This is a genomic window from Streptomyces sp. NPDC041784 (assembly GCF_055591025.1).
The window spans coordinates 139,855-153,960 of sequence record NZ_JBVJAB010000013.1 but is presented as its reverse complement, the minus strand read 5'-3'; the positions used below and the strand labels follow the sequence as shown (position 1 = coordinate 153,960).

The 14,106-nt window shown below is 72.1% G+C and carries 12 protein-coding genes; 5 read left to right on the top strand and 7 right to left on the bottom strand.

Features of this window, described 5'->3' with window-relative positions; translation table 11 throughout:
* Nucleotides 1-81: 81 nt before the first annotated feature.
* Nucleotides 82-798 carry an NAD(P)-dependent oxidoreductase gene (locus ACZ6D7_RS27140; protein WP_469495851.1) on the top strand — a complete coding sequence of 239 codons (717 nt, stop codon included), beginning with the start codon at nt 82-84 and terminating at the stop codon, nt 796-798.
* A gap of 145 nt (nt 799-943) precedes the next feature.
* On the opposite strand, the gene ACZ6D7_RS27135 is transcribed toward ACZ6D7_RS27140, so the two are convergent.
* Complete coding sequence (locus ACZ6D7_RS27135; RefSeq protein WP_469495848.1) at nt 944-2,557, bottom strand: FAD-dependent monooxygenase; 1,614 nt, start codon at nt 2,555-2,557, stop codon at nt 944-946.
* 72 nt (nt 2,558-2,629) lie between these two features.
* Between ACZ6D7_RS27135 and ACZ6D7_RS27130 the strand changes: the two genes are divergently transcribed.
* Nucleotides 2,630-3,280, top strand: coding sequence for a TetR/AcrR family transcriptional regulator (locus ACZ6D7_RS27130; RefSeq protein WP_469495846.1), 651 nt, complete (start codon nt 2,630-2,632; stop codon nt 3,278-3,280).
* An 80-nt stretch (nt 3,281-3,360) separates the two neighbouring features.
* Here the strand turns inward: ACZ6D7_RS27130 and ACZ6D7_RS27125 are convergent, their stop codons facing one another.
* A complete protein-coding gene (locus tag ACZ6D7_RS27125) occupies nt 3,361-5,352 on the bottom strand; it encodes a heavy metal translocating P-type ATPase (RefSeq protein WP_469495843.1) in 1,992 nt (663 codons plus the stop codon).
* Between the two features lie 94 nt (nt 5,353-5,446).
* Here ACZ6D7_RS27125 and ACZ6D7_RS27120 point away from each other — a divergent pair, with 94 nt between their 5' ends.
* Complete coding sequence (locus ACZ6D7_RS27120) at nt 5,447-5,833, top strand: ArsR/SmtB family transcription factor (RefSeq protein WP_469495840.1); 387 nt, start codon at nt 5,447-5,449, stop codon at nt 5,831-5,833.
* A gap of 157 nt (nt 5,834-5,990) precedes the next feature.
* Nucleotides 5,991-6,956, top strand: a complete 966-nt coding sequence (locus ACZ6D7_RS27115; protein ID WP_469496209.1) for an arsenic resistance protein — start codon at nt 5,991-5,993, stop codon at nt 6,954-6,956.
* A 22-nt stretch (nt 6,957-6,978) separates the two neighbouring features.
* Here ACZ6D7_RS27115 and gcvH read toward each other — a convergent pair whose 3' ends face one another.
* On the bottom strand, nt 6,979-7,368 hold the full coding sequence (gene gcvH, locus ACZ6D7_RS27110; RefSeq protein ID WP_469495837.1) for a glycine cleavage system protein GcvH: 390 nt from the start codon (nt 7,366-7,368) through the stop codon (nt 6,979-6,981).
* 312 nt (nt 7,369-7,680) lie between these two features.
* On the opposite strand from gcvH, the gene ACZ6D7_RS27105 reads away from it, so the two are divergent.
* Entirely contained in the window at nt 7,681-8,151 is a 471-nt protein-coding gene (locus ACZ6D7_RS27105; RefSeq protein WP_469495834.1) for a hypothetical protein, read from the top strand.
* Nucleotides 8,152-8,164: 13 nt separating this feature from the next.
* On the opposite strand, the gene ACZ6D7_RS27100 is transcribed toward ACZ6D7_RS27105, so the two are convergent.
* The 4 genes from ACZ6D7_RS27100 to ACZ6D7_RS27085 form a co-directional block, all read right to left on the bottom strand.
* Nucleotides 8,165-9,001, bottom strand: a complete 837-nt coding sequence (locus ACZ6D7_RS27100; protein ID WP_469495831.1) for a hypothetical protein — start codon at nt 8,999-9,001, stop codon at nt 8,165-8,167.
* A gap of 54 nt (nt 9,002-9,055) precedes the next feature.
* The gene (locus tag ACZ6D7_RS27095; protein ID WP_469495828.1) at nt 9,056-9,397 is read right to left on the bottom strand and encodes a hypothetical protein; all 342 of its coding nucleotides are present in this window, start codon (nt 9,395-9,397) and stop codon (nt 9,056-9,058) included.
* 98 nt (nt 9,398-9,495) lie between these two features.
* Entirely contained in the window at nt 9,496-11,376 is a 1,881-nt protein-coding gene (locus tag ACZ6D7_RS27090) for a hypothetical protein (RefSeq protein WP_469495827.1), read from the bottom strand.
* Nucleotides 11,377-11,579: 203 nt separating this feature from the next.
* A complete protein-coding gene (locus ACZ6D7_RS27085; protein WP_469495824.1) occupies nt 11,580-14,015 on the bottom strand; it encodes an outer membrane protein assembly factor BamB family protein in 2,436 nt (811 codons plus the stop codon).
* Nucleotides 14,016-14,106 lie beyond the last annotated feature (91 nt).

The following is a 14,106-nucleotide window of genomic DNA, read 5'->3' as shown; positions in this document are numbered from 1 at the left end:
TCGCTCCCCTTGACCGCCTTACAGCATAAGGCTAGCGTGCCTTACAACATAAGGTCAGCATTCCGGTGGAGGGGCTGCGCCATGGGCACGGATCGTGTGGAGAAGGTCTGCATCGTCGGGGCTTCGGGGAAGCTCGGGCAGTACATGATCCGGCACGCGCTGGAACGCGGCTACGAGGTGGTCGGCGTGTGCCGGGAGCGCAGCGTGCCGAAGCTGGCCGCGTTCGAAGGCCGGATCACCGTCGTCCCCGGACAGACGGACGACCCGGACGTGATCCGGCGGGCGGTCGCCGGGTGCGACGGGGTGTTGACGGTGCTGGTGCCCTGGGGTGTGCGGCAGTACGCGTCGGGCACGGCGCAGGCGGTGCTCGACCACGCACGGCCGGGCGCGCGCCTGGTCTTCTCCTGCGGCTGGCACATCACACGCGACGGCAAGGACAGGTACTCGCGGCTGTTCACCCTGGCCGTTCGGATCGCCGCCGTGCTGGCCAAGTTCGTCCGCGCCGCCGAGATCGACGATCAGGTGGAGGCATGCCGACGGGTGTTCGCCAGCGACACCCGGTGGACCGTGGTGCGCGGCAGCAACCTGGAGGAGGGCGAGAGCCAGGGCCTGCCCGTGTGGAGCCGGCACGTGGGCGACCCGGTACTGGCCAGCAACCTGACGCGCCGGGTGGACTTCGCCCTGTTCATGGTGGAGGCCCTCACCGACGACACGCTCGTCCAGGAGGCCCCCGCGATCGTCGGCTGCCGAACCCCCAGCGCCCTCGCCCACACCGGCGACGCCCACGACCACGCCTGACGTCACCCGGGCGGCCCTCGCGTGCCGACGTCCCTCTCTCGAAGGCGAAGGCGAAGGCGAGGGCGAAGGCGAGGGCGACGGCGAGGGGCGGCGGCAAGGCCGAGGAGGCCGAGGAAGCCTTTGTGGAGCGGGCGGCGACTGCCCGTCAGGGACACCCGGCTCGGGGCGACTTCGCAAGGTTCCCGGCGATCGCGGCGAGCGGTGTGTCGCCGTGGGCGGTGGAGGCGTCCGAGGCCCAGCAGACGTAGCCGTCGGGGCGGACGAGCAGGGCGGCGGCGCCCAGATCGTCGGCGCACGTGGCGCGGACGAGGTCGATGCGTGGCGGGAGTCGGAGGTCGGCCGGGACCGTCCCGGCCAGATCGAGCAGGACGGCGTGCCCCGAACCGAACAGCGTCGACAGCCGGGTGGGTCCGGCTTCGGTGACCAGGTCGGCGTCCGGCACGCGCTGTCCGGTGAGCGGATGATCGCCGGGCAGGGGGTAGCGCAGGGAGAGGCCTGAGACCAGCCCGGCGAGGTGGCGGTTGGTGTCGGGCAGTCGCAGCAGGTCGATGAAGATGTCGCGCAGGGCGGCCACGTCCTCGCTCGGGTTCGGATCCGCCAGCACGCGCTGCGCCGACGTGTGATGCAGGACCTGGGCCCCGACCGGATGCCGTTCGGCGTGGTAGCTGTCCAGGAGACCGCTCGGCGCCCGGTCCTGGACGGCCGCGGCCAGCTTCCAACCGAGGTTGAAGGCGTCCTGCAGACCGAGGTTGAGACCCTGGCCGCCCAGTGGCGGGTGGATGTGCGCGGCGTCCCCGGCGAACAGGACGCGGCCCGTGCGGTAGTGCTCCAGCTGTCGGGTGGCGTCGCTGAACCGGGAGGAGTTGTCCACGGCACCGAGGGTGGTCTCCTGGCCGTACACGGCCTGGAGCGCGGTGGTGATCTCCTCGTGGGTGACGGGGGCGTCGCCGGCGACGTCCGCCTGGCCCGCGCGCCCGAAGGTGATCCGGTACCGGTCGCCGCCGAGAGGGACCAGCATCGCCCAGTAACCGCCCCCTTGACGGGTCAGGGTGCTCATATGCCCCATCTGTTGCGGCACCAGCGACGACACGGCGGACAGGCGGATGTCGGCCAGCACCGCCTGATGGGTCCCGGGCCTGCCGGGAAACGGCAGCCCGAGCAGTTTCCGCACCGTGCTGTGGCCGCCGTCGCACGCCACCAGGTAGCGGGCCCGCGCCCGCACACCGTCCGCCGTCACATCCACACCGTCGTCCGCCGTCACATGCACACCGTCGTCCGCCGTCACATGCACACCGTCGTCCGCCATCACATGCACACCGTCGTCCGCCGTCACGACCACACCGTCATCGTCCGACTCGACCCCCGAGACGGCGATGCCGCGCAGAACCCGCGCGCCGGCGGCGGTCGCCCGCTCCTCGAGTACCTCCTCGATCTCCCACTGCGGGATCGCGATCGGGAAAGGGTGCCTGGTCCGCCACGGTGTGCAGTCCAAGGGCACGGGCAGGGCCGCGAAGTGCCCGCCGACCGGATCACGCGGCGTGGCCCGGCGCAGCAGCGGTTCCAGGAGCCCGCGCGATTCCAGCAACTCGGCGGTACGGGGCTGAATCCCGCCGCCCTTCACCTGCTCGATGCGCCGGGGCAGCTTCTCCAGCACCAGGGTCTCGACCCCGGCCAGAGCCAGTTCGTACGCCAGCATCAGTCCGGTCGGGCCGGCGCCCACGACGACGACCTCGGTCGTGCTCTCCGTCAACACTCTCACTCCGTCTCATCTCTCGCCTCGGGGAAAATGTATACCAGGTGCAGAAATCCCCTCGGGAGAGCTATTGCTACGATGGATGGCGTGGACGGCAAGCCAGGGCTTCGGGAGCGGAAGAAGCAGCGGACCCACGCGGCGATCTCCGACGCGGCGATCACGCTGTTCCTCGAACACGGCTTCAACCAGGTCTCGGTGGCCCAGGTGGCCGAGGCGGCCGAAGTGTCCAAGCGCACGCTCTTCGCCTACTTCCCGACGAAGGAAGACCTCGTGGTGCACCGCCTCGCCGACCACGAGACCGAGATCGCACGCGTCGTGCGGGCTCGCCCGGCCCGCACCGCTCCGCTGACCGCGGTGCGCGAGCACTTCCTCGAGGGGCTGCGCGAGCGGGACCCGATCACCGGGCTCAACGACCATCCCCAGGTGCGCAGGGTCCATCGGATGATCCTCGACGCCCCCTCACTGGTGGCCCGGATGGAGCGCTTCAAGGCCGGCGCCGAACGAGCGCTGGCCCAGGCGTTGCGGGAGACGGCGGACACCCCGGAACTCACGGCGCGGTTGGCCGCCGTACAGATCGTCGCGGTCCAGTGGACGCTGGCACAGGACAACGCCGACCGCCTGGCGTACGGGGAGCCGGCCGACGAGCGCTACGCGGGCGCGGTGGCGGACGCGGAACACGCGTTCGCGCTGCTGGAGAACGGACTGCGGCACCTGACCCCGCAGCGGTGAGGCCACAGTGGTGACGCCGGGCGCCCGGCGCGCCCGCTCCAGGGGTGTCCTTGCCGAGGCGAGGGAGCTGGCGCGCCCGCCTATCGGCTGTCCTTGCCGAGGGAGCCGTTCCACGCGCGGTCGCGCAGCAGACGCAGGCCGTTGAGGCCGACGACGACGGTGGAGCCTTCGTGGCCGGCGACGCCCAGTGGCAGCGGGAGGGTGGCGATCAGGTCCCAGACCACCAGCGCGGTGATGAAGATCCCGGCGATGACCAGGTTCTGGACGACGAGGCGACGTGCCGTGCGGGAGAGGGCCACGACGGCGGGGATCGTGGCGAGTTCGTCGCGGACGACGACGGCGTCCGCGGTCTCCAGCGCGAGATCGGAGCCGGCCCGGCCCATGGCGATGCCGGTGTGCGCGGTGGCCAGGGCCGGGGCGTCGTTGACGCCGTCGCCGACCACCAGCACCCGGCGGCCCTCGGCCTCCCACGCCTGGACGGCGGCCACCTTGTCCTGCGGGAGCAGACCGGCGCGGACATCGGTGATGCCGACCTCGGCGGCGAGGCGGCGGGCGGCGCGTTCGTTGTCGCCGGTCAGCAGGACCGGGGAGCGGCCGGTCAGTTCGGTGAGTGCGGTCACCGTCGCCTTGGCGTCGGGGCGGAGACGGTCGGCGATGCCCAGCACGCCGACCGGCGTGCCGTCGCGCAGGACGAGGACCGCGGTGCGGCCTTCCTCTTCGAGCTCGCGCACCGTGCCGTCGCTGTCCGTGCCGTCGACCGCCGCGCCGCGGGCGGGGGCGAGACGGGCCGGGGAGCCGACCTGGACGATGCGGCCGCCGACCGTGGCGGTGACGCCGGAGCCGGGAGCGGAGGCGAAGCCCGTCGCCTCGGTGAGGGCGAGGCCCCGTTCGCGGGCGGCCGCGACGACGGCGCGGGCCAGGGGATGCTCGCTGGGGTGCTCGGCCGCGGCCGCCAGGGCCAGCAGCTCGTGCTCGTCCAGGCCGGACGTGGGCCGGGGTCGGATGTCGGTGACGTGGGGGGTGCCTTCGGTGAGGGTGCCGGTCTTGTCCAGTGCCACGGCGTCGATCTGGCCCAGGCGTTCCATCACCACGGCGGACTTCGCCAGGACGCCGTGGCGGCCTGCGTTGGCGATGGCGGACAGCAGCGGCGGCATCGTGGACAGCACCACCGCGCACGGTGAAGCGACGATCATGAAGGTCATCGCGCGGAGCAGGGCGGGCTGGAGCGCGGAGCCGGCGGCGAGAGGGATCACGAAGACGGCCAGCGTGGCGATGACCATGGCGATCGAGTACCGCTGCTCGACCTTCTCGATGAACAGCTGCGTGGGGGCCTTGGTCTCGGAGGCATCCTCGACCATCTTCACGATCCGGGCGATCACCGAGTCCGCCGGATCGCGTGCGACGCGGACGCGCAGGGCGCCGGTGCCGTTGACGGTGCCGGCGAACACCTCGTCCCCGGGCCGCTTGGCCACCGGCAGCGGCTCGCCGGTGATGGTCGCCTGGTCGACCTCGCCGGCCCCGTCGAGGACTTGGCCGTCGGCGCCGACCCGCTCGCCGGGCCGCACGAGGATCAGGTCGCCCACCGTGAGGGAGTCGGCCGGGACGCTCTCCTCCCCGCCGCCGGGCAGGAGCCGGGTCGCGGTGGTCGGCGCGAGGTCGAGCAGCCCGCGCACCGAGTCGGCGGTCCGCACGGTCGCGAGCGCCTCCAGGGCCCCGGAGGTGGCGAAGATGACGATCAGCAGCGCGCCGTCGAGGACCTGGCCGACGGCGGCGGCGCCGAGCGCGGCCACCACCATCAGCAGATCCACGTCCAGGGTCTTGTCCTTGAGCGCCTTCAGGCCCTCCCATCCCGGTTCCCAGCCGCCGGTGAGGTAGACGGCGGCGTACAGCGGGGCCCACAGCCAGGCCGGGGCTCCCAGGAGGTCCAGCGGGAGGGCGAGCAGGAACAGCGCCAGCGCGGCGAGCGCCCACCGGGCCTCCGGCAGCGCCAGAACCCGCGTACGCCGCCGGGGCGGCGCGGGACGCGGCTCGGCGGCGGCCGGGGCGGGCCGCTGGTCAAGGGCAGAGGACATGGCGAAACAACCCTTCACGGGCGGACGGGGGAGCACTGAGCACCATACAGGAATATATGAACAGGTCTTCAGGTGTCGTCGCTATCATGTCCGCATGGGCCACGGAACCGACACCGCCAGCAGCGCCACCACCCGCGAGCGTCTCGACGCCGTCGGCACGGCCGACGTCGCCGCCACGCTCCAGGCCCTCGCCACCCCCTCGCGGCTGTACATCCTGGCCCGCCTTCAGGAGGGCCCCTGCTCGGTCGGCGACCTGGCGGAGGCCGTCGGCATGGAAGCCTCCGCCTGCTCCCACCAGCTCCGCCTGCTGCGCAACCTCGGCCTGGTCAGCGGCGAACGCCACGGTCGCTCGATCGTCTACGCCCTCTACGACAACCACGTCGCCGAACTCCTCGACCAGGCCCTCTACCACGTCGAGCACCTGCGCCTGGGCGTCCGCGACGTCCCGGCCGACCTGCCCGAGCCCGCCACCGCCGACTGAAACCGGCGGTCCTGTGCGGACGCGTGGAAGGTCAGGACCGAACGGCGTGAGGAGATTCCCGACGGCGGATGGAACAGGTGGCTGCCACGGGCGGCCGGCACGGTACGAAGGAGCGGTTCGGGTGTCGCAGCAGGGGCCACAGGGCCTGGTCGAGCGGATGGAACGCCACCAGGTCGCGATCTACCTGGCGGTGATGGCCGTCGGCGCCCTGCTGGGCTGGGCGGCCCCCGGCCTCGGGCCGGGGCTCGAGCATGCGATCAACCCGGTGCTCGGGGCGCTGCTGTTCGTCACGTTCCTTCAGGTCCCGGCCGCGGAGCTGGTGCGCTCGCTGCGCGACGGACGGTTCCTGTCCGCGGCGCTGGCCGTGAACTTCGTGGTGGTGCCGCTGGTCGTCGCGGCGATGTTCGCCCTCCTGCCCGCCGACCAGGCCGTCCGGGTCGGGGTCCTGCTGGTCCTGTTGTGCCCGTGCGTGGACTACGTGATCGTCTTCTGCGGACTGGCCGGCGGCTCCAGCCGCCGCCTGCTGGCCGCCACGCCGGTCCTGCTGGTCACGCAGATGCTGCTGCTGCCGGGATTCCTCTACCTGTTCATGGGATCGGGGCTGGCCGACATCGTCGAGGCCGGGCCCTTCCTCGAGGCGTTCCTCGTCCTGATCGTGGTCCCTCTTGCCCTCGCGTGGACCTTGCAGGCGTGGGCCGCGCGCCGCCCGGCCGGGCGGAAGGTCTCCGAGGCGGCGACCACCACGATGGTTCCGCTGATGGCCGCCACGCTGCTCGTCGTGGTCGCCTCCCAGGTTCCCAGGATCGGCGACAGCCTCGCCGACGTCGCAGCGGTCGTGCCGTTCTACGTCGTCTTCCTGGTCGTCATGGCATTCCTCGGCAAGGCCGTTGCGTGGGTGTTCCGCCTCGACGCGCCCGCGGGCCGGGCCGTCGTCTTCACCGGCGCGACCCGCAACTCCCTCGTCGTCCTGCCGCTCGCCCTGGCGCTGCCCGACGAACTGGCCGTCGCCGCGGTCGTCGTGGTCACCCAGACCCTGGTCGAGGTCATCGGCATGGTCACCTATGTCCGCCTCGTCCCCCGCCTGGTCCCGGCTGAGGACGAGCGCGGTGCGGTCCCCGTGTGACCCCGCGGCTGCTCGTCGGTCCTCACTCTTCGCGGAGGTAGTCCTCGTACTCCTTGCTGGTGAGCAGGCCGGTGAGTTCGCTCTTGTCGGTGATCTTGACTTCGATCAGCCAGCCCTCTCCGTAGGGCTCGTCATTGATCGTCTCCGGACTGTCCTCGAGCCCCTCGTTCCGCGCGGTCACCTGGCCGGAGAGCGGGGTGTAGACCTCGGTCACCGCCTTGACCGACTCGATGCTGCCGAACGGCTCTCCCGCGGCGAACATGTCGCCCTTGGCCGGCAGTTCGGCGTACACGATGTCGCCGAGCTGCTTCTGGGCGTGGTCGGTGATGCCGATCCGCACCAGACCGTCGCCGGTCGGCCGCACCCACTCGTGGTCCTTGGTGTACTTCAGCTCGGTCAGGACGAACGCCACGGGGACTCCTTCAGGGCCGTCGAATGCCGAACGGTCTTGGTCGGCCCGGCCAGTCTGCGCGAGCACCTCGGCATTCCGACGCATCGTCACCCGTATGGCCCGCCGGGCTTGTGCCGGAAGCAGGTGTGATGTGCGCCCGCGTGGGGCCCCGAGCCCGTGCGGGGCGGTTCGTGCCCGCGTCCGCGCGGCCCGCGGCCCTGTGAACGCGCCACCTCGGTGGCGACTTGTCGCCGTTGACCGGCCCCGCCCGCCGTGCGAGCGTCACCGGGACGCCGCCCGCACCGCGCAGGGCGACCGACAGAAGGGGAAACCATGCACGCACCACGGACCCGTCACACGGTGGCGGTCGCGCTGGCAATCGCCATGACGCTCGGGACGGTGGGCGCGGTGGGAGCCGCCCAGGCGGCGGAGTCCCGCCACACCGCCGACGCGGTGCGCGTCCTGACGATCCAGAGCGATCCGACGCCCGAGGAGCAGGCGCAGTTACGGGAGGTCGCCGCCGCGATCTGGACGCCGGAACTGGCGGCCGGCTGGAACATGAACACCGACGTGGCCGCGGTCCTGTCCGATGCCACCGGCCAGATCCTCCGCTGCTCGGAGGCCTTCGCCCTCGTCCCCAAGCCGCCCGGCTTCCTCCCCGGCATCGTCTATCTGGTCAGCTACGCCCAGCAGTTGAGGAACTACTTCCTCGCCGTCCGGGACAACCGCACCTACCGCGCCTGTGTGGTGACCGCCGCGGCGAACTACCGCACCGCCGTCGAACTCGCCTCCATGGGCATCTGAGCCCCGGAGCGGGTCAGGACGCCGGCGGTGCCGGGCACTCCGTGGACGGCGGGCAGAACCACGCGCGGGCCGTGTCGAGCAGTTCGCGTTCGTCCTCGTTTCCGCCGTCGTCCTGGGTGCCGTAGACGATGAGGGCGTAGTTCTCGTCGTCCACGGCCTCGAAGCGGTAGTCGATGACGTGGTAAGAGGAACCGGTGGCGGGTTCGCCACTCAGTTCGTCGGCCGTGTACTCGTGCTCGGCCGCCTCGCCTCCGGAGGGATCTGGCACGTACTGCACATGGATCCTCTGGTAGCCGTCCAGCGTGCTCCCCGCCTTCTGGGCCTCCACCACCGAGGCGTGGGGCGAGTCCTCCATGAGCTGGAAGACCTGGACCCTGCGGACGCGGTCGGGCGCGCGGTACTCGACGACGTCGATGCCGTACTGCGACGGGCTGCTCTCGCGGGTCCATCCCTCGGGCAGGGCGATGCGGAAGCCCTCGGAGTCGTCGAGGACCTCGAATCCCGCGGGCGGCGACGCCGAGGCCGCCGTCACCGTGGGGCCGGCCGTCGTCTCGCCCCCCGAGGCATTGTCGCCCGTGGGCCCGTCGCCCGAGGCGTTGTCCCCGGGGGCGCTGTCGCCGGTCATGCCCGGGTCGACCGGTGCCTCCTGGGGCGGCGGACGGTACGGCTCCGGTTCGTCCTTCCAGCCGAGGGCCCACGCACCGAAGGACACGGCGCACACGGTGAGGACGATCGCCGTGCGCCGCAGGATGTGCCGCTGGCGCGGCAGGTCGAGATACCGCTCGGCGTCGAAGAGGCGTTCACGGCGCGATCCGGCCCACTCCTGCCGCTCGGTGTCGAACACTCTCATCGTCGCCGTCCTCCGTGCCGCGCTGCCGTGTCCGTCATCGATGTGGTCCGCACCTCAGCCGAGCAGTTGGGCGACCCCCTGGACGACCGCGGTGGCCGAGGCGACCGCGCCCGCGGCGGCGGCCTGGGACCCCAGCCAGCCCCGGACCCCGCCGAGCAGCCGGGTGAGCCGACCGGTACTGGCCGTGCCGGCCGCCACGATCTCGGCCTCGGCGTCGGCGAGTTCCCCGTCGAGCGCCGCGTCCTCGTCGCCGCGGTCCGCCACCGGCGGCAGTACCCTGCGCAAGTCACGTATGGCTTCGAGGAGTTCGGCGTGGCGCGGGTCCGGACCGCTGCCGCTCGTGTTGTACGACGTCGCCGTCCCGTGGCTGCCGGTGGCGACCGACCCTCCGGTCATCGACCCGATGCTCACGCTTCCGCCGCCGCTCGGCGGCCGCTCCTGAGCGCTCTGTTCGTCGCTCTGTTCGTCGCTCCGCACAGGGGGCATCCCTCGTCTCATGGTGTGGGACCCGAGTTGGTCGCGGGCGCCGCCGACGGGCGCGACGCCGGCCCGTGGTGGACGGCGCTGCCGTGGCTGCCCGTGGCCACCGCGCCGCCGGACATGTCCTTGACGAAGACGCTGCCACCGCTGAGCTGGTACACGTGCTGCTCGAACTCCTCGGTGCGGTACCCGTGCGCCTTGAGCGCCTCGCGGACGCCGTTGACGATGCGTTCCTGGATCGTCTTCACATACCGGGTGCTGTCCATCCGCTGGAACACCGACAGCCGCCTGGTGCTCACCAGTTCACGGAGCGAGACCCTCGGCACGTCCGGGAGCGCGTCGCCGGCCGACCAGCCGGTCGCGAGGGCGCTGCGCAGGGTGGCGAGTCCTCCGATGCCGGCGTCGAGTCCGACGACGGGCGCGTGCCGCAGGGCGCGCAGCGCCGCACGGACCCATGTCTCGGGAAGCTGGTCCACGAGCGTGTCGACGGCACGGAAGTCCTTGCGGACGGGGCCGAGGACATAGGGCAGCACTTCGAGGACCAGCATGCGGCCCTGGGTGTGCACGCGGACGAGGACGGTGACGACGACCTGCTCACGCCAGGCACCGACCCGGACGCGCAGGAACACGCGGCGGCCCTCGGCGCCCTCGTCGACGGCCTCGCGCCGGTGGGCGGCGACCTGGGCGGCGTCGTAGACGGGCAGGCCCCGGCGCTGACCGGATCCTCGGGTGAGGTCGGCCGCGTCGGGGACGCCGCCGACCTCCAGCTCCTCGTCGCGCGCCACGCCCCCCGGCAGGTAGACGAACCGCTCCACCTCCAGATCCCGCAGCCGGTCCTTGCCGCTCAGGGCGGCGGACTCGCGCAGCCCTGTCAACTGCGGTTCGATCATGGACAGCGCGCTCGCCGCGGTGAGGGGGCCGCTGATCCGGTGCGGCGGCCCGCCGCCGTCGGTGCCCTCGGAGCCGTCCCTGGCGCCGGTGCCGTCGGGGCTGTCGGGAGCGGGGTCCGTGGTGTGCACTTCGCCGGCCCGCCGGGGGCGCTTGCGCAGCTCCATCGCGAACGACCAGGGAGTGCCCGGTTCGCCCAGGCCGACGAACGGATCGTCGGCGTCGTACAGCGTGAGCGACGCCTCCTGCTCACGCCGTACGTCGTCCCGCAGCATCTCGAACAGCGGGCCCGGGGGCAGCTCCGGCTGGGTGGCGGCGGGAAACGTCCAGCGCGCCAGCCAGCGGCACAGGGCCTTGCGCTGCGAGCCCTGGTACCACCAGGCGATGAGCGCCATCGCGAGGGGGAACAGGAGGGGGTACGGCGTCTGGACGTGGCCGCCGAGCACTCCGAGGACGTACCAGCACCAGTAGAAGAGGGCGAAGGCCCAGGCTCCCAGCGAGAACAGGGACCCGGCGCTGTCGGCGGCCTTCGCGACGGGGTCGGGCAGTCCCGCCGAACGGGCGGCGGCGCCACCCCCGCTGACGGTGTGTGCGAACCAAAGCGACAGGGCGACCAGCGCGTACCACAGAGACCAAGGCAGCGGCAGTCCGTTCGTGAGCCGGTCGTCGCCCTGGAAGAACGCGGTGAGGACGTCGCCGAAGCCGACATCGGCGCCGACGCCCCAGCGGTCGGAGAGGCTGTCCCAGAACATGATGACGTCGGACAGGAAGAAGCCCGCCCAGGCTCCGAGCATGAGCAGCGCCGTACGTGCCTCCTGCCGGGTCACCCGCAGGGCGTGGGAGAGCACGGGCAGGACGTCCACGCCGTTGGGCGGGGCGACGGGCCGCTCCCGGTGGTCGAGCAGTTCCTCGATGACCCGTCGTCGGAAGCCCGCGTCCTGGTAGACACCGACGCACAGCAGGCGCGTGGCCTCCGTACGGCTGTAGCGGTGTTCCGGAAGTCTCACGCCAGACACGTCGCTCCCCCCGATGGCCCGTCGCACTCCCCGGCAGTCCGTCGTACCCCCGGTCACGTCGTGCCGTCGGCCGGCCGCCTCGCGTGACGTACACGGCCGAACCTCACGGACGACATCTGACGGGGTGTCGAGCATGGCTGGCGGTCACTCCCGTGTCGAGGGATGTGACGAGAAAAGGACGTGTCGATGCGGTCTCACGTTCTCACGGCGTAGACGTTGCCGTCGTCGCTGCCGAAGTACACGACGCCGGCCGCCACGGCCGGGGTGGACTTCACCGCACCGCCGGTGGTGAACGACCAGAGCTTGTCGCCGGTGCGGGCGTCCAGCGCGTGGAGCGAGGAGGCGTCGCTACCGACGTAGAGCACGCCCTCGGCGGCGACGGGTGACGATTCGACGCCGTCACCGAGGCTGAAGGACCACTTCTCCTTTCCGCTCTCCGGGTCCAGGACGTGCACGGCGTCGTCCCCGCCACCGACACAGACGGCGCCGTCCAGGACGAGAGGGCGCGTCGCCAGCGGGCCGCCGGTGCGGAACTGCCAGTTCCGGTCACCGCTCGTGGCGTCCACGGCGTACACATGGCCACTGTCGGCACCCATGTAGACGACGCCGTCGTCCACGGCCGGGGAGCCCGGCGCCGAGGCTCCGCCGATGTGGAACGACCATTTCTGACTGCCGGTCACGCCGTCCAGGGCGTAGAGGCAGCCGCAGTCGCTGCCGACGTAGACGACGCCGTTCGCGACCGTCGGGGACGAGCGTACGTCGGCGCCGGTGTCGTAGGTCCATGCTGTGTCGCCTGTGGCGGCGTTGACGGCGTGGAGGTTGCCGTCGTCGCTGCCGACGTAGACGACGCCGTTCGCCACTGTCGGGGATGAGCGTACGTCGGCGCCGGTGTCGTAGGTCCATGCTGTGTCGCCTGAGGTGGCGTTGACGGCGTGGAGGTTGCCGTCGTCGCTGCCGACGTAGACGACGCCGTCCGCGACCGTCGGCGACGAACGTACGTCGGCACCGATGTGGTACGACCATGTCTGTTCCCCCGACACGGCGTCCAGGGCGTAGAGGCAGCCGCAGTCGCTGCCGACGTACACGACGCCGTCCACCACCACCGGCGACGAACGCACCAGGTCCCCCGTATCGAACACCCAGAGCTTCTCCCCGGCCGACTCGGGGACGCTCGCAGAGGAGTCCTCGGAAGCGGAAGCGGAACCGGAGGTGCGTGAGGTCGGAGAGGTGGTGGGATCGTCGTCGCCCCGATCGAGCAGTTTCCATCCGGCGAAGGCTCCGCCCAGCCCGAGTGCGGCGGCCGCCGTGACTCCGAGGAGAAGGTTCCGACGTGAAGGGGAGCGAGACTGCCCGGGTGTTCCCGTGGGCGTTCCGGGCGGCCCGAGAATGACCGGAGGGGGCCATCCCGCTTGGGGCGGGGACGGCCGACCCGGTGGGGGTGGCCCCCAGGACTGGTGGACGACCGGTGGGGCGGGCGGCGGGGATGTGGGAGGTGGCGAAGCGGCGGGTGCGGATGCGGGAGGTGGCGATGCGGGGGGTGGCGATGCGGGGGGTGGCTCCAACGGCTCGGGCGGCGCCGACGCGAGCCGCGGATCTGTCCTCATGGACTCCGAGGGCCGGGGCGCTGACGCCGATGGCGGTGGCGGAGAGGGCGGTGACGGCGGTGACGGTGACGGTTCCGATGCCGGCGTGGGCAGCGGCGGCGGGGTCGAGGGCAGGGCCGCGGACGTCTGCTCGCGTACCTCCCGGGCGACGGGCGTCGGCATCCACTCCGGCTCGGTCAGCATGCCCGCCATGCCGCGTCCGCTGCCGCCCCCTTCCGCCAGTCGCTCCAGGAGCGCGGCCACACCGGGGCGGCGGTCGGGGTCCTTCGCGAGGCAGTCGGCCACGATGTCGCGGAGCACGGGCGGGACACGGGTCAGCTCGGGTGCCTCGTACACCGTGCGGAAGTTCAGCGCGTTCGCCGGGCCCGTGCCGAACGGGCCGGTGCCGGTGGCGACGTAGACGAGGACCGCGCCGACGGAGAACACATCGCTCGGCGTTCCCACCTCTTGGCCGGTGAGTTGTTCGGGGGACATGAAGCCGGGCGTGCCTACGACCGTGCCGGCATGGGTGAGTTGGGTGAGCATGCTCACCTCGGCCGCGCGCGAGATCCCGAAGTCGATGACCCGGGGGCCGTCGACCGCGAGCAGCACGTTGGACGGTTTGAGGTCCCGGTGGATCACGCCCGCCCCGTGGATCGCTTCCAGTGCCTCCGCCAGGCCGGCTCCCAGGGCGAGTGTCGGCTGCTCCGGCCACGGGCCGTGTTCGGACAACGCCTCACCCAAGGACATGCCGGGCACGAAGACCGTGGCGAGCCAGGGCGGTGAACCTTCCGGATCGGCGTCCACGACCCCCGCCGTGAACGCCCCGTTGACGCGCCGAGCGGCGGCCGTCTCCCGCGCGAAGCGCCGTCGGAACTCCCGGTCGCCGGCGAGGTCCGGCCGTACCACCTTGACGGCCACCGGACGGCCGCCCGGCGAACGCCCCAAGTACACCTGGCCCATGCCGCCGGCACCGATGCGGGCCACGATCCGGTACCGCCCGACGAGCCGCGGATCACCCGTTTCCAGGTCTGCGAACGTCCCCATACGCGCTGCCTCCCCCCGGCGGCACGGCTCACGGAGTCCACGCCGCGGAACAGCATCTTCCCCGATCACCCCCGCCCGGCTCAATGGATTC